Annotated in this window: 15 protein-coding genes and 1 pseudogene; 6 read left to right on the top strand and 10 right to left on the bottom strand. The window is 69.6% G+C overall.

All coding sequences use genetic code 11. The features are described 5' to 3' along the window. Window positions 1–659 precede the first annotated feature (659 nt). Both ACZ5Y0_RS31405 and ACZ5Y0_RS31400 read right to left on the bottom strand, forming a co-directional pair. On the bottom strand, window positions 660–1,052 hold the full coding sequence (locus tag ACZ5Y0_RS31405) for a hypothetical protein (RefSeq protein ID WP_469132058.1): 393 nt from the start codon (window positions 1,050–1,052) through the stop codon (window positions 660–662). A 313-nt stretch (window positions 1,053–1,365) separates the two neighbouring features. Next, on the bottom strand, window positions 1,366–1,983 hold the full coding sequence (locus tag ACZ5Y0_RS31400; protein WP_469132057.1) for an ABATE domain-containing protein: 618 nt from the start codon (window positions 1,981–1,983) through the stop codon (window positions 1,366–1,368). A gap of 84 nt (window positions 1,984–2,067) precedes the next feature. Here ACZ5Y0_RS31400 and ACZ5Y0_RS31395 point away from each other — a divergent pair, with 84 nt between their 5' ends. Next, window positions 2,068–2,859 (top strand): MBL fold metallo-hydrolase, encoded by a 792-nt coding sequence (locus ACZ5Y0_RS31395; protein ID WP_469132056.1) that lies wholly within the window; start codon window positions 2,068–2,070, stop codon window positions 2,857–2,859. 134 nt (window positions 2,860–2,993) lie between these two features. Continuing rightward, complete coding sequence (locus ACZ5Y0_RS31390) at window positions 2,994–3,404, top strand: ester cyclase (protein WP_469132055.1); 411 nt, start codon at window positions 2,994–2,996, stop codon at window positions 3,402–3,404. Window positions 3,405–3,440: 36 nt separating this feature from the next. On the opposite strand, the gene ACZ5Y0_RS31385 is transcribed toward ACZ5Y0_RS31390, so the two are convergent. After that, window positions 3,441–3,761 carry a hypothetical protein gene (locus tag ACZ5Y0_RS31385; protein ID WP_469132054.1) on the bottom strand — a complete coding sequence of 107 codons (321 nt, stop codon included), beginning with the start codon at window positions 3,759–3,761 and terminating at the stop codon, window positions 3,441–3,443. Window positions 3,762–3,828: 67 nt separating this feature from the next. Next, on the bottom strand, window positions 3,829–4,590 hold the full coding sequence (locus tag ACZ5Y0_RS31380) for an isocitrate lyase/PEP mutase family protein (RefSeq protein ID WP_469132053.1): 762 nt from the start codon (window positions 4,588–4,590) through the stop codon (window positions 3,829–3,831). Between the two features lie 720 nt (window positions 4,591–5,310). Here ACZ5Y0_RS31380 and ACZ5Y0_RS31375 point away from each other — a divergent pair. Beyond that, window positions 5,311–5,523, top strand: coding sequence for a hypothetical protein (locus ACZ5Y0_RS31375; RefSeq protein ID WP_469132052.1), 213 nt, complete (start codon window positions 5,311–5,313; stop codon window positions 5,521–5,523). An 81-nt stretch (window positions 5,524–5,604) separates the two neighbouring features. On the opposite strand, the gene ACZ5Y0_RS31370 is transcribed toward ACZ5Y0_RS31375, so the two are convergent. Beyond that, window positions 5,605–7,407 carry a glycosyltransferase family 2 protein gene (locus tag ACZ5Y0_RS31370; RefSeq protein WP_469132051.1) on the bottom strand — a complete coding sequence of 601 codons (1,803 nt, stop codon included), beginning with the start codon at window positions 7,405–7,407 and terminating at the stop codon, window positions 5,605–5,607. A 403-nt stretch (window positions 7,408–7,810) separates the two neighbouring features. Between ACZ5Y0_RS31370 and ACZ5Y0_RS31365 the strand changes: the two genes are divergently transcribed. Continuing rightward, window positions 7,811–8,851: a hypothetical protein gene (locus ACZ5Y0_RS31365; protein WP_469132050.1), complete on the top strand. Its 1,041-nt coding sequence runs from the start codon at window positions 7,811–7,813 to the stop codon at window positions 8,849–8,851. A gap of 686 nt (window positions 8,852–9,537) precedes the next feature. On the opposite strand, the gene ACZ5Y0_RS31360 is transcribed toward ACZ5Y0_RS31365, so the two are convergent. Beyond that, window positions 9,538–9,708: a DUF5670 family protein gene (locus ACZ5Y0_RS31360; protein WP_020131495.1), complete on the bottom strand. Its 171-nt coding sequence runs from the start codon at window positions 9,706–9,708 to the stop codon at window positions 9,538–9,540. Between the two features lie 457 nt (window positions 9,709–10,165). Continuing rightward, window positions 10,166–10,612 (bottom strand): hypothetical protein, encoded by a 447-nt coding sequence (locus ACZ5Y0_RS31355; protein ID WP_469132049.1) that lies wholly within the window; start codon window positions 10,610–10,612, stop codon window positions 10,166–10,168. 234 nt (window positions 10,613–10,846) lie between these two features. Here ACZ5Y0_RS31355 and ACZ5Y0_RS31350 point away from each other — a divergent pair, with 234 nt between their 5' ends. Continuing rightward, complete coding sequence (locus ACZ5Y0_RS31350) at window positions 10,847–12,607, top strand: S8 family peptidase (protein ID WP_469132078.1); 1,761 nt, start codon at window positions 10,847–10,849, stop codon at window positions 12,605–12,607. Between the two features lie 437 nt (window positions 12,608–13,044). On the opposite strand, the gene ACZ5Y0_RS31345 is transcribed toward ACZ5Y0_RS31350, so the two are convergent. Next, window positions 13,045–13,506: a GFA family protein gene (locus tag ACZ5Y0_RS31345; RefSeq protein ID WP_469132048.1), complete on the bottom strand. Its 462-nt coding sequence runs from the start codon at window positions 13,504–13,506 to the stop codon at window positions 13,045–13,047. Between the two features lie 1,549 nt (window positions 13,507–15,055). On the opposite strand from ACZ5Y0_RS31345, the gene ACZ5Y0_RS31340 reads away from it, so the two are divergent. Then, entirely contained in the window at window positions 15,056–15,823 is a 768-nt protein-coding gene (locus ACZ5Y0_RS31340; protein WP_469132047.1) for a ZIP family metal transporter, read from the top strand. Window positions 15,824–15,868: 45 nt separating this feature from the next. On the opposite strand, the pseudogene ACZ5Y0_RS31335 reads toward ACZ5Y0_RS31340, so the two are convergent. Continuing rightward, a pseudogene (locus ACZ5Y0_RS31335) lies at window positions 15,869–16,578 on the bottom strand (SDR family oxidoreductase). A gap of 137 nt (window positions 16,579–16,715) precedes the next feature. Beyond that, window positions 16,716–17,546, bottom strand: coding sequence for an alpha/beta fold hydrolase (locus ACZ5Y0_RS31330; RefSeq protein WP_469132046.1), 831 nt, complete (start codon window positions 17,544–17,546; stop codon window positions 16,716–16,718). Window positions 17,547–17,644: the final 98 nt, after the last annotated feature.

Raw genomic sequence — 17,644 nt, 5'->3', positions numbered from 1 at the left:
CAGAACCCCCATTGCGCACCGTCGGCGCCGCCCGCTCCCGTCTCGCCCGTTCGCTGACCCCGTGACGGACCGTGGGGCACGGCGTGCGTGATACGGGGGAGTGGCGGCACCGCGTGCAGCAGGCTGCCCCGGCCGCCGGTACCGGACCGCGCCCGCTGACCCCCAACGACATCCTGCGTTTCTGTCGCGCAGCCACCCCGGAGAGCTGTTGTCCGGGCCGCCGAGGCCCAGCGCGGCCGGGGACACCCGCCTGCGCGGCCACAGCACAGTCACGGTGTGCGGCTCGGTCGGTCACATCGCGGCCGCGAATCGGCACCGCCACTCTGCGCATCCTCCTCGGCGTAGCCGCGAGAGACGGTGCACTGGCCGTGGTCGCGGACGCCGAAGCTCACCACACGGCGGCACTTGGCACCCTGTGCCGCAACGGTGCGACGCTCACCGCGAGCCAGGGCACCGTCGACACCTACGCTGAGCTGCGTGAAGGAGACGCTGCCGCCCGCACCCTCCGCCGCGGACCTGTGAGGTTCCGGCGGCACCACGCGTTGGTCTTGCCCGGCTGCTTCTCGTCGGCGGCCTCCACGGTCTGCGTCACCGACGGTCCTGTCCCGCGACAACCAGGCCGCCTTCACACCTTCGACGCGGATCGGACGACGGGCCGGTCAGGCCGCACTCCGGTCGTTGTAATGGCGGACGATCTCGTCGAACGCGGCTCGGCCGGCGTCGTCGAGGCGGTAGGTGTCGCGGCGGGGCAGGGGCGGGCGGGTGCAGCCCGCTCCGTGGACCTGGCCGTGGGAGTGCTTCCAGAACGGGCAGCACGGTGTGAGCGGCCGGACCTGCTCGCCGGCCTCCAGCCGTGCCGCGCGCTGCGCCTCGGCCCGCGCGCGGTGGTGTGCGCACCGGCATACGGCGTCGGCGGCGAGCAGGCTGGGCGCGGCCCAGGCGACGAGGATGCCGAGTAGCCACTCGTGGTTGACGAGGAGCCAGGCCGCGGCGGCCAGTTCGGTGAGGGCGAGGGTTCGGCAGGCGCGGGCGAGGGTGAGGTGTCGGGTCAAGGATGGCTCCCGGTGGTGGGCTGTTCCTGGTGCAGTAGCGGATGCCCCGTCCGGCCCGCGTCAGCCCGCCTGTCCCGATTCGGCCCGTCGGCCGACGCAGGCGCCGGCCATGGTCGAAGGGGCCCGCCGCTTTGCCCGTCGATCTCCCCAGGCGCCACTGCCGGATTGTCTGTTCCCCGGAAACGGCTCGTCAGCAGGCGGCGGCGAGCACGACCTGTCCCTGGATGTGCCCTCGGGCTGCACCTTCGTGCGCCGCCGGAGGTGTTTCGCGTGGCCGCCGGGCGGTCCGCAGGAGGGCCCCGGGGGTGGTGCGTCAGCCCGAGGCGCCGCTGCGCCGGGCGTAGGCGCGGGCGGCGCGGGCACGGTCGCCGCAGCGTGTGGAGCACCAGTGGCGCCGGCCGTGGGTGCGCAGGAGGAACCGGTCGCAGGGGGGTGATCCGCAGGAGGCGAGGATGTCGGCGTCGGGACCGGTGAGCAGGTCGGCGGCGTCGGCGGCGAGGGTCGCCAGTGCGTGGTTGACGGCCTGGTCGGTGGGGTGCGCCTGGACGCGGCGCAGCCCCCGGGCCCCGTCCCAGGCGAGGAGGGGGGCGGTGGGCACGGCCGTGAGGGCCTCGTTCACCGCGCGCAGGGATTCCTCGGGTGGGGTGGTGGCGTCGACGCGGGCGGCGAACAGGGCGCGGATGTGGGCGCGCAGCGTGCGCATCCGCTGTGCGCACACCTCGTACAGCTGCACGTCCGGGGTGGTCAGGTCGTGGGTGGCGAGCCAGCGCATGGCGGATTCCGGGGCGGCGAGCAGGTCGTAGCTCTGGCTGGCGGGCAGGGTGGCGGCGGTGTCGGCGAAGTCCAGGGAGCGGTACCGGTCGGCACCTGGTGCCGGGGGCAGAGCGGTCGGTGCCACGTCGTTGGCCAGGCTGTCGTCCATGCCTCTCATGGTAGCGCTTGCCTTTTTCCGTGATGCCTGCCTAGCCTGGAGTCACGTTAACCGCAGGTTTTTTTCGTGAGAAACGGATGCGTGATGTCCCAGCTCAACGCCAACCAGTTCCCGGTCCGCACGTTCGGTGGTCCGACCGCCCTGTTCGAGTACGGCGGCCTGCGCTTCCTGACCGACCCGACCTTCGACGGCCCCGGCGACTACGCCTCGCCCGGTGGCCCGACCCTGACCAAGACCGCCTCCTCCGCCACTACCCCTGCCGACCTCGGCCCCATCGACGTGGTCCTGCTCTCCCACGACGAGCACGCCGACAACCTCGACACCTCCGGCCGCGCCCTGCTCGCCGACGTCCCCCTCACCCTCACCACCCCCGGCGGCGGCAAGCGCCTCGGGGCGAAGGCCAAGGGCCTGGCCGACTGGGAGTCGGCCGAGCTGGAGCGCCCGGGCGGCGGCACCATCACTGTGACCGGGGTCCCGGCCATCCACGGTCCCGGAGCGCGTGAGGAGATCGAGCCCTTCGCCGGCCAGGTCGTCGGCTTCGTCCTGACGGGCGAGGGCCTGCCGACGGTCTACGTCAGCGGCGACAACGCCTCGCTCGACGCGGTCAGGGAGATCGCCGCCCGCTTCGCCCCGATCGACACCGCCCTCCTGTTCGCCGGAGCACCCCGCTTCCCCATGCTCTTCGACGGCCGACCGGTCGTCCTGGACAGCGCCCAGGCCGCCGAGGCCACCCGGATTCTCGACGCCCGCCGTGTCGTCCCGGTCCACCACGACAGCTGGGCCCACTTCACCGAGGGCCGCGACGAGCTGGAGGCAGCCTTCGCCGCCGCGGGCCTGACCGACCGCCTGGACCAGGACTGGGCGCAGCGCGCCTGAGCCCGGAACGCAGCTGAGGAACCGAGAGCTCGTGCCAGGGTCGGGGTTCCCCACACGCCGAGCCCCGACCCTGGGAGCAACCCCTCGCGGCGTCCCCTGCGCCGTGCCAGAACGACAGAGAAGGACCCGATCACATGTCCACCGGAACCAACGTCGGCCTCGTGCACCGCTTCTACCAGGCCCTTCAGCAGGGCGACACGCTCACCGGCATGTTCCACCCGGACTTCGTCTTCTACCCTCAGATCGACAGCCCCCGGCCCGGTGCAGCAGGGTTCATCGACGCGGAGAAGAAGCACGTCGACGCCTTTTCCGACGTCCGCCTCACGGTCCTCGACACCGTCGCCGAAGCTGACAAGGTCGGCGCCTACGTCGTGGTCGAAGGAGACCAGGGCGGCGACTACTACGGCATCCCCCCACGCGGAGCGCACGTACGTTTCGCCATGTTCAACCTGTTCACAGTCAAGGACGGGAAGATCATCGAGAAGCGGGCCCACTACAACCTGGCCGACATCATGGACCAGCTCACGGCCGGCTCCGCCGCCTGACGACACGGGCCTCGACAGGGCCGCGCCCTGCGCCCCTCAACCGCCGCACACCGACGGCGCGCGCCTGGAGCGAAACCCTCCGACTGCCCGCACCGAGAACCGCGGCGTCAGCGTCTGGCCGATGCCGCATCGCCCTGCGGGCTGCGGGCTGCGCGGGCCTGGCATCGCCCTGCCCGTGGAGGCCAGGCCCAGCTCCAGGCGGCTGTTCATGTCCAGCTCGAACCGGCCGTAGGGGTTCACGTGCGTCCAGAACAGTGGTGACAGGGTCCGCCGGTCGGCGTCGGTGAGCATGTCGGCCCACTTCTCGTCGGCGAGGACCTGCTGCATCAGCCCCGTCGGCGCAGCCGAGTTCGACAAGCACCTGCGTCACGTTCGCCGTGAGGTGCAGGACACCGACGGCCGGATCCGTCGCTCGGTCAACTCCTCAGGGCGCCCACGGCCCGAGCATGTTCTTCATCGTGTCCGTCATTGCGAGTTGCAGCAGCGGGCCGTAAGTGATCCGGCCGACGCCGAGACGGCGGAAGCGCTCAAGATCGTGCTTGACGGGATGAGCTGTGGAGTTCACGGGAACGGCGACGGCGCCGGTCACCGCCGCGAGCAGGTCGTCGTTGTCCTGAATACCCACGGGGTAGACACTGTCGGCGCCGGCCTGCTCCAGGGCTCGCAGTCGCTCGATCGCCTCCTCGAGGACGCCGGAAGCTTCCTTCGCGTGCAGGAAGAGGTCGGTGCGCCCGTTCACCCAGACCGGGACCCCAGCGTCGTCAGCCGCCGCGCGCAGGCCCGCGACGTAGCTCGCGTGCTCCTGCGTGCCGCGTACGCGCCCGCCGTCCGAGTGCACGGTGTCCTCGATGTTGAGACCGGCACCGCCGACCTCGATGAGCCCGGCGACGAGATCCGCAGGCTCCTGTCCGTACCCGGCCTCCAGGTCCACGGACACCGGGACGTCGACCGCCGCGATGATCGGCTTGACGGCGGTGAGCACCTCCTCGAAGGTCTGCCCCTCGTGGTCGCCGGCCCCCCGGGAGTCGGCGAGCGGATGACTGCCGACAGTCAGCGCGGGGAACCCGGCGTCGGCTGCCGTCCGCGCGGACCAGACGTCCCAGACGGTCGGCAGCACAAGAGGCTTGTACTCCGCGTGCAGCTGCTTGAGGCGTCGAGCGCGCTCAACGGTGGTGCGAAAGTCCATGTCAAGGACGCTACACCCGGATTGCCACGGACAAGGTGCCGGCCGGGCGCCGCCCGGTGACGGGGAGATGGACTCCCGGTGCTCGTTCTCGCAGTCCACCCTGGTACGGATGGCGGGGACGGTTCGAGCATGGGTTGTCCAGGCCGAGGCCGTCGGCGTCACCTCCGCTCCAGCGGCTCCCCGTCGATCGGGTACCGGCGGGCGGTGGCGTGGTTGCCGCGACCGGGCAATGGGCGCTCATGCTTTCCGGCGGAGCCATCCCGGATACCGCCCGTACACCAGCGACCTTCGCACCGCGTCGACCACAGACGTGGTGAACCGAACCGCTCCGGGACCGGTGAAGGCTCCATGCGTCGATGGCAGTCGCCCGATTCGGCTCGGTGTTGAGCGTAGTAGTTGGTCTCGTGCTCGTGGGACGGGATGTCCCCGATCGTGGTGTGGCGCCGATGGTTGTTGCACCGGTCCACGCCTTCCGCGGTGCCGATTCCGACGTCGGCGAGGCCGGGCCAGGCCCTGCGCGGTCCGGTCAACTCCGGTTTGCGGAGGCCGGTCTGTGGCTCCATGAGCGCGGTGTCCAGGCGTGGCCGACGGTGCCGGCCTCGAGGAGATGGGCGGTGAACACGAAAGAGGTGTACTGACTGCCCGCACCCAAAGGGTGAATCATGCGCGATCTCGGCTTCCAGGGCGCCCGGCCAGGGAAGGGAACGTCCCCGGAGCATCGTGCAGAACATCGACGGCGACCCTGTCATCGGCACCAACGCCGACGGGCGCCTTCAAGTACGCCGCCAACGCCATCCAGTCCATCAGCCCGATCTCGTGTCCCCTGCGTCGGTGTGGGACAGCGATCCGGTCCTGCCGGACGTCGCCGCAACCGACCCGTGGCGCGTCGGGCGGCACGGCCTGGAGATCACCCTCGCCGTCGCTCAAGCCTAGGAGGTGCGCCGTGACCCGGTCGGCAGACGCGTCACGGCGGTGATCGCACTGGCCGACGGCCCCGGCGGAACATCGCCGGTCTCACCGCTCCGTAGAACGGTGGTTGCGGGAGCCGGTTCTCGCCGATGCCGGCACCCCTGGCTGACGCCAGGGTGGCATCTCCTCGTGCTTCGGTTCTCCGCTGGGCAGGGACAACAGCAGTCCGAGGGGGTACAGCCGGCTGAGGCGGACGACGGCTGCGGCGACACCGCAGAGCACGAAGAGGGCGATCAGGTACCAGGCGATGCCGAGCGCGATGCAGGCGAAGGCCAGGCCCACGACGCCGGCCGGCAGCAGAACCATTCCGCAGGTGGTGATCAGCAGTCTCCGGAGGCGTTTCTTGCGGCCGCGTGTCTGTTCCCAGGTGGCGTCGGAGCGGGTCAGGACGTCGATGAGCGCTTTGGCGTAGACCACGTTGAGGAATTGGTCGAAGAGGACTTCCGGCACGATCGCGACGGCGAGCAGCAGGGACTTCCAACCGCCGCGTTTGGCTGCCCAGACGCGCTCGAAGGCCGCGACGGCGGTGATCGCGACCCAGAACCACGGCAGTCCGGGGAATTCCTTGGTGACGGTGTAGTAGAGCAGGACGGTGAGGAAGAAGGGGACGAAAGCCACGCTCAGATAGGTGAGCGCCTGCCTGCACACGTAGGGCAGTGTGACGCGGCTGAGGCCGTAGGCCCTGAGGTTGTCCAGGGCGCCGCGTTGCCAGCGCAGTCGCTGGTAGTAGAGCCGAGGCCAGGTGGGCATGAGTTCGGTGCCCACGATGCAGGCGCACGGGGACACACAGCGGTATCCCAGCTGTTTGAGTGCGAGGGTCAGTTCGTTGTCCTCGGTCAGCGACTGCACGTCGTAGACGGCGTCCCCCCTGGGCAGGGCATGCTCGGCGCGGGCTCGTCGAACGCGGCGCAGGGCGTCGACCGGGAAGAGGGAGGCCGTGCCGGTCAGGACGTCGGCGCGGCCGCGACGGCGGTGGAGTTCGCGGGCGTAGCGCACGTACTCGTTGTTCTGGAGGTGGCAGACGAGCCGGCTCAGGGGGTAGCCGAAGAAGACGGCGCCCACTCCGCCGACGGGTGGGAAGCCGGGTTCCTCCTCGTGCAGGCGGCGCGCTGCCCGGGCGATGAACTCGGGGGACAGCGAGGTGTCGGAGTCCATGATCATGACGGCGTCGTCGTCGGACAGCCGTGGCAGCAGTTCGTCCAGGACCTGGTTGAGCGCACCCGCTTTGGCCTGCGTGTTCCCGACCGACTCGACGACCTTCGCGCCGTGGGCCGTGCTGATCTCAGCGGTGCGGTCGGTGCACCGGTCGGCGACCACGATGACCTCGTCCGCGGGCCTGGTCTGGGCCGCGAGCGACTCGAGAGTCTCGGCGATGAGCGCTTCTTCGTTGTGCGCGGGTACCAGCACGACGATCCGTCCAGGTCTGGCACGGCGAAGGTCGGGAATGTGTCCGGGCAGGGTCAGCCCCTGAGAGGTCAGGTTTCTGCGCGCGCGTACGAAGGCCGGCCCCCAAGCCTCCTTACGCGTCTGCCCCCGTGTCGGCCGCGCCACCAATGACACCTCAACTTCCGGTAGCACCCATCGACCAGGCGGACTCCGGCCACGCCACCTCCGCGAGGAGGACGGGTTCCAGGTCCCGCACGGTCCGATGGCGCCGGTTCGATCTGTGGCGGTGGCGGGCGGGGGATGCCCGGCGTCGATGAGGGGCTGGTCGTAGCGCGATGTCACCTGCCGCTTTCCAGAGCCTGCCTTCCCTACCGCCGATTCTCCCCGGCCAAGCCCGCCCGGCAAGTGGATCACCGTGGTCGAGCCACGTGGCCGGAGCGTGGTGTGTGTGACCTCCGGCATCGGCGAACTCTGGGCGGCCGGAGAACCGCGGAACCGCGTCATGCACAGCGCCACGAAGCGGTGCTGCTCCCCATGTCTGTGATATCCGGGTCTGCCCCGGTGGTGGCGGTTCTCGGACGCCGAACAGGCCCGGCAGGCCATGTTCCTGGAATCCGAGCGGTGTCAGGGTGTCCGCGATCGCCCCGCACCCTGCATACTCCGCGGCCGGTCCTGGCAATCATCCGCGGGGTACAGGGGTACCCGGGTTGCTGCGGTTGCGCCCGAGGCAGCAGGCGCCTGGCTGGTACCGGCTGTCGAGCGGCCAACCTTTGGGGCTCAAGCGGTCTCCACCACACCCCATACTCGGACCCCCCCGCTGGATCCACCGATCTGACCAGTTCAATGCCAGAAGGCAGGGCACGCCATGACAGCGGTGACGACAGATGCGCTTGTCCCCACGCTTGAGGACGCCCGTGATGCCCATACGGCGCTCATCGACCGTTTCCGGGCTGATATCGCCGTCCATGCCGCAGGCCCTCGACGGGAGATTCTCAAACGCCATATCGACCACACCTACGACTGTGTCGCCCGCCTCGACGGACACGTGCGTGAGCTTCGCTCCCGGCGCCCGCTGCGGGACACCGCCGACCGGGTCCGCTTCAACGCCCGGGCAACCGTCCGGACGGCCGGACTGCCACTCAAGATCGGTGCGGCGATCACGACCGCCCTATGGCATCGTCGCAACGGGCCCAGCCCGCGTCAGATACTGAGACACACGGAGAACGAGTACTCGATCACCGCCCGGGCCCTGGCGGCCTGCCAGGCCGGGCAGAGCATCGCCGAACAGGCGCACGACCAGGTCGCCGCCGACCTGCTTGCCCGGCTGCGCCGCCAGGACGAGGAACTGCTCGCGACGCTCGAGGACAGCCTCGCCCAGCAGGCCCGGGCAACGACGGCCACCGGCAGCGGCAACCGCACCCAGCCCGATGACGACGGCCCGCCCGATGCCGCCACAATCACCACGGGCTCTCCCGTCGAACGGGTCCGAGAAGCCGCCGAGGCCGGTGGGCGGCAGACTGCGCGCACCGATGAAGGCGCGCTCCGCCACATGCCCGAGGAGGACCAGGACGCGATCACCAGGCGACAGGAGCCGCCGATCCTCCGGTACGAGCATCTCAGCGTCACCGACACCATCCAGCGCCTGCCCACCCTTTCCCAGGCGCAACTGTCCGCTCTCGACGGCTACGAGCGCGCCCACGCCGTCCGGCCGGAAATCCTGAAAGCCATCGAGCGGCTACGCGCCAGTGAACCCTGGCCGGGGTACGACGCCATGATCCCGGACCGGATCACCGCCCGGCTGCAGACTGCCACCCCCGCCGAAGCCCGGCAGGTGTTGGACTACGAAAGGCGCCACCGTCGGCGCGGCACACTCATCGCCATCGCCAAGGCACGCAGCATCGCATGACCGACCACCGACTTGGTCCGGTGTGAGCGGAGCAATTCTCAGCCGGCGGCCGGAACGTTGCGCATACGTCTCATAGGGGGCCAGAGCTGGGTCAGGGCGCGCCATGCGAGGGCCCTGTCCGATCCTTCGAGCAGAGTGGCGGTGACTGGCTGCGAACGTCCGGCCCTGATTATGGTCGCCCGGGAGGTGGCCAGGAGGTTACTGGACCAGGCGGGATGATGGCACCTTTTCACCGATCGAGTGGAACGGGGGCATGGGGGGCGCAAGCGCGCCCACACGGCGATCGCGGCAGCCGACACCCTGCCCCTCCAGCAACACTCTGCGCCGCCGGTACGGCCAGGAGGGCGTGTACGTCCAGGACAGCCGCAACAGATCGAATGCGACGGAGAGGGCCGGCCCCTTTCGGTGCCGCGCCTGGAGCGCAGCACCACCCGAGCCCGCAGCTGAGCGGTACGACGTCGAACTGGGGCTGGGAGAGGTGTAGAGCCTCGCGGCGCGATGGGCGATGTCGGGGTGGGGCCCGGTGGTTCAGAGGCGCAGGTTCCACTACTCACCAGCCCCAAGCTACGAGGCCGGGTTCCCGGGAAGGTGGTGCTTACACCGTTTGCCCGGAGAGATGTCCTGATCCGGGACATGCTTGTGGGCTCCGGAAACATCCGGAGCCCACGAGCACGCTGCTGGTCGGGTTACCAGCGATACCAGCGTCCCTTGCGGCCGCCTGTGCCTGCGGAGCGCATGACGAAGCCGAGCAGCCAGACGACCAGCACGATGACGGCGATCCACCACAGTGCCTTGAGCGCGAAGCCCGCGCCGAAAAGGATCAGAGCCAGCAGAAGAACGAGAAGCAGGGGAACCATAGTTATCAACCTCCGTCGCTCCTCGTGCCCGGCGAATGCAGGAACACACGGCCGATTCCCTGGTTTCTCCACTGCTGCTGCGGGCACTGAACCCAGTTTCTCCACGCGTTCACCTCAACGCCGGGTCGGTGGGCGGCTGTCGGTTCAGTTGAGCTTCACGCAGAGTAGCCGCAGGAGGTCGGATGGTGGGGCACTGGCACGGTCGGCCCTGGGGCGGAAGTCCTCTTGCCCACGCTGTTGAAGAGTCAGCCGGGAGAAGCTGCGCGCCGCTGTCTGAGCCATGTGGTGGCCTCGCTGCCCGCCGGTGCCGACACGCAGCTGCTCGCGGCGGTCATCGTCATCCGCGCGGCATGCGAAGGCTCGGGCAACCTCACCGACCGGACCCGCACTTCCTGCGTCGGGGCGACGCAGGGCGGGGCACCGCTACGGGACGGTCTGGTCGCACTCAGCCATACGGTCACAACCTTCGACAGTGTTCGCTGTCAGGTCCGCCAGCCGATGAGGGCACGTGTGTGAGCGATGCGGATGGCGGCGTGTGTACCGAACCCATCCACGACGGATGCCGGTCGCATGATGTCGTATTGGCGGGGATGCCCAGGGTCCGGGTGAGGTGTGGGAGCGCGGTGACGATGAGGATGTCGGTGTGGTCCCGGCCGTGGTCGTCCCCGTCGTTCGCCGCTCGGGCGTGCATGAGGTCGTCCTGATCGAGGGCGGGCATGAGCTCCGCACGGAAAACGTCGAAGCGTGCGATCCGTTGGGCGGGGGACTGCGCGGGGTCGTCGAGCACGTCGCCGACGGCCACCAGGGCGCGGGCGGTGTCGGTCGCCGCGCGGGTCCGGCGCTCTGGTGCGGGCAGCACGACCGACACCAGGCCGACGGGGTACGCCAGGGCGGTCGACGTCACCGAGCTCCCGGTGGATCCCGCCCCTCCCCCCCCGGATGCCCGGAGTACGTCTCTTTTCAGCCATGCCCCGGTAACGTGCCAGCACTGAAAGGTACTTCCGTACAGGAGCACGCGTCTGACATCTTGCATCCACCATTCGTTTCGTACGTCCCGACCGGTGCCCTCAGCACGGACGGGCCGTGTCCGGAGGACGCCTTGATACCCCACATGTCCAGCCGAGCTAGACACACGCTGGTGCTGGCGACCACGCTCGGCGCCGCCCTCGCGTTCGGCGCCCCGGGCGCCCTCGCGGGCACGCTCCCCGTCGCCTCCTCCACCGCGCCGGCCGCCAAGGCCCACGCTCCGGCCGCCGCGCCGGCTTCCCAGAGTGCGACCTGGGTGGCCGGCACGCGTGCCTACCTCGTGATCACCGCCCCTGGCGACAGTTCGGCGGTCCGCTCCGCGATCGCGGCCAACGACGGCACCGTCTTCTCGAACTTCGACGCCATCGGGGTGATCGTCGCCCACTCGGCGTCCAGCGGATTCGCCGCCACCATGCGCGGCGTCGCCGGCGTGCAGCAGGTCGGCGCCACGCGCACCTCGGACGTCCCGGCCGACGCCTACACCCCGGCGCTCCCGGCAAATCCGGCCCAGGCCTCGACCCCGGCCGGAGAGCCGGTCCGGGCCGACATGAGCCAGATCAAGGCCGACCAGGCCTGGGCCGTGAACCCGGGTTCCGCCTCCGTCACGGTCGGCGTCCTGGACACCGGTGTGGACGACCAACACCAGGACCTGGCGCCCAACTTCAACGCGGCCGATTCGGTCTCCTGCGCCTACGGCAAGCCCGACACCCGTGCCGGCGCCTGGCGGGACGTCGACACGCACGGCACCCACGTAGCGGGCACCATCGCCGCGGCCAAGAACGGCAAGGGCGTCGTCGGCGTGGCCCCCGGGGTGAAGATCGCCGCGGTCCGGGTCGCCGAGCCGGGCAACTCATTCTTCTTCGCCGAGAACACCATCTGCGGCTTCGTCTGGGCGGGTGACCACGGCTTCAAGGTCACCAACAACAGCTATTACACGGACCCGTGGCAGTTCAACTGCCCGGACAACATCGACCAGGCCGCCATCATCGAGGGCGTCAAGCGCGCCCAGGAGTACGCCGAGGGCAAGGGCTCCCTCCAGATCGCCGCCGCGGGCAACGAGAACTACGACCTCGCCCACAAGACGACCGACTCCGCGAGCCCGAACGACTCGACGCCGGTCACCCGCACCATCACCAACGCCTGCCTCGACATCCCGACCGAGTTGCCGGGCGTGGTCACGGTCGCGGCCAACGGCACGGGCGTCACCAAGGCCTCGTTCTCCAACTACGGGCAGGGCGTCATCGACGTCGCGGCGCCGGGCAGCAACGTGTACTCCACCGTCCCCGGCGGCGGTTACGGCAGCAAGAGCGGCACCTCGATGGCCACCCCGCACGTGGCCGGCGTGGCGGCACTCATCGCCAGCGCCGACCCGGGCATCACCCCGGCGCAGATCCGTGCCAAGCTGGCCGCCCAGGCCAACGACATCGCCTGCCCCTCGGACAGCCGCTGCACGGGCACGACGGCCAACAACTCGTTCTTCGGCGAAGGACAGGTCGACGCCCTCAAGGCCGTCGGGACCACCCCGCCGCCCGGCAAGTACTTCGAGAACCTCGCGGACTTCGCCATCAACGACAACGCGACCGTGCAGAGCCCGATCGCCGTCACCGGCGTGACCGGCAACGCCCCGGCCACCCTCAAGGTGGGTGTGGACATCAAGCACACCTACATCGGTGACCTGAAGGTCGACCTGGTGGCGCCGGACGGCACCGTCTACACGCTGCACAACCACGCCGGCGGCAGCGCCGACAACATCGCCCAGACCTACACCGTGAATGCTTCCGCGGAGGTCGCGAACGGCACCTGGAAGCTGCGCGTCAACGACAACGCCGCCTCCGACACAGGCAAGATCGACGCCTGGAACCTGACCTTCTAGCGCAGGGCCCGGCAACGCCCGCGTACAGCACGCACTGCGTCGGCGACAGCTCCCCGCCTTGTCGCGGACAAGGCGGGGAGCTGTCTGTTCGGCCAGGGCTGCGAACTGCTGGGCAGCAGAGGGCATATGGGCCTCGGCGGCACATCGGCGGCGGCGTACGCCGCGGTCGGGGCCATGCCGGAGGCGTCCAGGAAGGCCGCAGACGGCCTGGGGCCGGTTTCCAGCTCACCGTGCGCCTCCCTGAGGAACTGCGGGGCCGTGCCCGCGCTGACCGCAGGGGCAGCGGGGCCGCGGCCGCGCGCGCCGCGACCCCGAGGAGTGCCGGCCGGCTCGAGCGGCGGGCTGCCGTCCCGGCCCGGATAGGCGAACCAGTCACAGCAGCCGACTTCGCCCGTCCCAACGCCAAGATCGTTACGGGACAGGCCCCGGACGTTTGGTCAACCGCAGCCCCCGGGCAGACGCCCCTGTGTTGACTGCGGGTCCGCGTCGGGGCGAGCGGGGTACTGCGGTACGTCGAGCGCTTTGGTCCAGGAGATGCGACGCGCCGTGAAGATCTCCATGATCGGCGCCTTGACGCTTTCAGGGTCGTCAAGACTGCCGAGCATGACGAACACCTGGCCCGGAAAGCCTGAAAGCTTGTCGGTGAAGACCCGTGCACCGCATTCAGGACAGAAATTGCGTTCCAGCGTGTTCCCGCTGTCCGCCACGTAGGGGTAGGGTCGCGGACTGCCACTGAGGAGCTTGAAGTCGTCCTGGGCAACGCTGAAGTAGGTCGCCATAACACCGCCGGACGATCTCTGGCAGTCCTTGCAGTAGCAGTTCGCTACGAATTCGGGCGCGTTGGAGAACTCATATGTAATGGCGCCGCACTCGCAGCGTCCCGTGAACTTGTTCGACATGTTTTACCCCTTCAAGTTCTGCTGATTCCGCCCTTAGATGCGTTTCCGGCATGACCAGATTGCCTCCTTGGCGCGTTCGACACCCCTCAGTAATGGGCAGGAACACCACGGATCAGGACCTCCTACCAGGATCCGTCCGACGCGATCAGTATCGACAAGGCCAGCGACCAGATCTTGCACGGCGAGCCTCGCCCGGGCAGCCTTCTGAACCGGAGGAGAGGGCCGCTTTTCGTTGACCTCGCCACTTGTTGCCGTGGACCGATCGAGTTCGACCTCGCCCATGCGCCCGAAGAAGTGGGAAAGCCCTGTGCGGGGACTGACCACAACCTGATCCAGCGGTGCCGGGCCCCGAACTGGGCGATGTTCTCCGTCTGACGCCGGCGCCGAGACGACCAAATGCCCGGCCGGGACCACCGGAGAGTGGAGGGCCTCAACCAGGTTGTGCCGCACTCGATCGCTGCGGACTGAGCTGGACTTGAAGCAGAGAGGTTGCTGGGTTCCGATCCGCTGCGCCGTGTGCGGCATCTCGTCACGGTGCAGCGGTCGAACTCGACCGGCTTGAAGGGCCCCTTGCCCCGTGCCCACGTCAACAACCTGACCTGAGTCGGAGATTCGTCGGCAGTAGGCAGCGACTTTGTCGAGGATCTCGTCGGCGGTCTAGGTCCAGACGAAGGGCTTCGGGTGCTCGTTCCCGTCGGTGAGCCAGCTGCGGAGGTCGCGTTCGAGGACTTGGACGGAGCGGTGGCCACCTCGCTTGAGTGTCCTTCGCGTCAGCTCGGCGAACCATCGCTCCGCCAGGTTCAGCCAGGATCCGCGAGAGTGGTATGCCTCGTCTGCGATCACGTGGTCGGGGCGGCATTGCGGGCGGCCGGGGCCGAAGCGCGGAACGCGGATGCGTTTCAGCAGCGGTTGCGCACAGATACCGTCGTGGCGTTGGCCGGGTGTGATCAGAATGGCTGAGCGGAGCGGGGGACTATCACCCGGCACACCCCCTACGGCTCGGCCCGCCCGCGACCACACGAACCTACTGGCCTTCGACCCTGACACATAGGGCCCCGGACGGCAGACAGCTTGGGTGGAAGGCATGGTGCGTGCACGCGGCCTGTACAGCTCGCAAGGGCCGGAGGTGGTCCCGGTCGACGGCGGCGAGGTCGCCTTCTCGTCCTGGGAGTGCCTGGACCCACCCACACACGGCAGCGCGTGCTGGCCGCGATGCGCACCCGTATCCAGCCGCAGGGTCAACCTCCTTGCGGACGAAAGACCGGCGCACCCCTCCTCGAGGCCGCCCAGTCGGCGGCCCCAGTTGAGGTCTGACCCGAGCCGACGCTGCGGATGAAGGGTGGCCTGCCGAGGACGGTCGAATGCGCCGGGTGAGCGCCTGGCAGCGGTGACTTCGTCACCGTGACGGCCGCGGTCCGTCGGACCTGGGTGGGAGGTGGAGGCCGCCCACCCGCGCCGCAACGGGATGCGGATCCCCCCCCCGTGGCGGTGGATTGTCCGGATGGCTCCCCGAGGCGACGGTCGAGCGAGCGGGGCCGATAATCGTGTCATGGCTGTGATCGTCGCGGCGGGCGCGTTCGTGATGACGCTGATCGGCGGCTTCGTCGCACAGCGCATCGGCGACCGCCGCCACCTCGTGCTGGGGCTGGCCGCGGGGCTGATGCTCGGTGTGGTCGTCTTCGACCTGTTGCCCGAGGCGCTGAGCGCCCAGCCGCACCAGATCTTCCACGTGCCCGCCGCACTGGTCCTGTTGGTCGTCGGCTTCCTCGCCATCCACGTCGTGGAGCGGTCGGTCGCGATACATCGTGCGCACGAGAGCGAGTACGCCAGCCACGAGCACACCCACGCCGCCGGCCACGGCCACGGCCACGGCCACGACACGCCAAGCCTCGGCGTGGCCGCGGCCAGCGCGCTCATCGTGCACAGCCTGCTCGACGGTTTCGCCATCGGCGCCGCCTTCCAGGCCGGCTCCGGCGTCGGCTCGGTGGTGGCGGTCGCCATCCTCGCGCACGACTTCGCGGACGGTTTCAACACCTACACCCTCACCCGGCTGTACGGAAACGAGCGGCGCAAGGCAATCGCCCTGCTGGCCTGCGACGCTGTCGCGCCGGTGGTCGGTGCGGCGCTCACCTTGGCTTTCACCATCCCCGCCGGAGTACTCGGCCTCTACCTCGGGTTCTTCGCCGGCTTCCTGCTCTACCTGGCAACCTCCGACATCCTGCCGGAGGCGCACAGTTCGCACCCGTCACGCGCCACACTGGTGTTCACGGTGGCGGGGGCGGCGTTCATGCTGCTGGTGATCGGCCTGGCCGGCTGACCGTCGGGCCGTGCGTCTCCGGATCAGCTCAGCCGCTTCCGGTGACTAGCTGCTCTCCTGCGAGGCGAGGAAGAGCGCCGCGGCAGCCACTTCGTCGGGGTGCGGCCGAGCGGCACCTTGCTGGTCAGTAGCGCCTTCAGTTATCTCGGCCTTCTCGGCCTTCTCGGCCTTCGGGGCGAGGCCGGTGCTGCCGGCGGTGACCGTCACGCCGGGCACGAGGGGGGCCACCCGGACGTGGCGGCCTTTGAGCTCGTTGGCTCAGGTGCGGCCGGACGAGCGCACGGCCGCCTCGGAAGCCGCGTGGACGCCGAACGCCTCGGCTCCGCTGCCGACGGCCGTGGAACCCGTCAGGATCACCGAGGCGCCATCGGGGAGCAGGGGCAGGGCGCAGCCTTCTGGATGGTGAAGAGCAGGCCCTTGGCGTTGACGTCGAAGGTGGGCTGGAAGTGCTCCCCGGTGACGCGCTCCAGGGGCGCGACTCGCCGCCGCCCGCGTTCGCAAACAGCACGTCAAGGGGGCTTCCCCGCTCGGCGACACTCGCGTGCAGGCGGTCCAGGTCAGCCGGGTCGGAGACGTCTCCGCGGATGCCGGTGGCGTTGGGCCCGATCTCGCCGACCGCGTCGTTCAGTGTCTCCTGACGGCCGCCCGTGGAGCACGTACGCGCCTGCGGCAGCAACGACCCGCTTGGCCGTGGCCGGCCCCATCCCGCTGGTATCGCCGGTCACGACGGTCGTCCTGTCTGCCAGGTGTTCCACGATCGTCTGCTCCAGGTCCGAACGGAGGGCGCGAGCGCCACTGGTGCCTGGGCGATCGCGGGAGGGGGCAGGGGCCGGGACCGCCACCCGAGGAGCGTCGACCGACGATGCGGCCGCAGTCTGCCGCCACCGGCCGACTATGCCTTGAGGAAGTCGAGGATCACGGGATTGAGGACATCCGGGTAGACGGACAGCATCCCGTGCGGGTACCCCTCATAGGTCTTCAAGGTCGCGTTCCGCAGGATCTCAGCGCTCTTCGGTCCCGCGTCCGCGTAGGGCACGACCTGGTCGTCGGTGCCGTGCATGACGAGCACCGGGACCTCGATCTTGTGCAGATCCTCGGTGAAGTCCGTCTCGGAGAACGCCTTGATGCACTCATAGTGCGCGTTGGCGGCCCCCATCATCCCCTGCGCCCACCACCGGTCCACGAGCCCCTGGTTCACCTCGGCCCCGGGCCGGTTGTAGCCGTAGAAGGGCCCGGACGCCACGTCGATGTAGAACTGGGCGCGGTTGGCGGCGAGTCCGACGCGCAGCTCGTCGAACGCCTCGATCGGGGTTCCCTCGGGATTGCTCTCCTTCTTGACCATGACGGGCGGCACCGCCGACACGATCACCGCCTTGGAGACGCGCCCGGGCTCCGCACGCGCCACGTAGTGGACCACTTCACCGCCTCCGGTGGAGTGCCCGATGTGCACGGCGTCCCGTAGATCCAGCGCATCGGTCACAGCGGCCACGTCCGCGGCGTAGGTGTCCATCTCATGGCCCGACGACGGCTGGCCGGAGCGCCCGTGACCACGACGGTCGTGCGCGATGACCCGGTAGCCCTTGGAGAGGAAGTACAGCAGCTGGTTGTCCCAGTCCACGTGACTCAAGGGCCAGCCGTGGTGGAAGACGAGCGGTGTCGCGTCCCTCGGCCCCCAGTCGACGTAGAAGATGCTCGTGCCGTCCGCGGTGGTGACCGTGCTCATGGGGTATCCCTTCCGGGTGGTTGGTTCGGTCCCTCCCACGCTTCGTTCCTCACGCGGGCGGTGCGTGGAGTCCTCGACGGGCACCTCCCGGCGCCACC

It is taken from the genome of Streptomyces sp. NPDC033216 (assembly GCF_055577115.1).
This window is presented reverse-complemented; position numbering and strand designations above follow the sequence as displayed.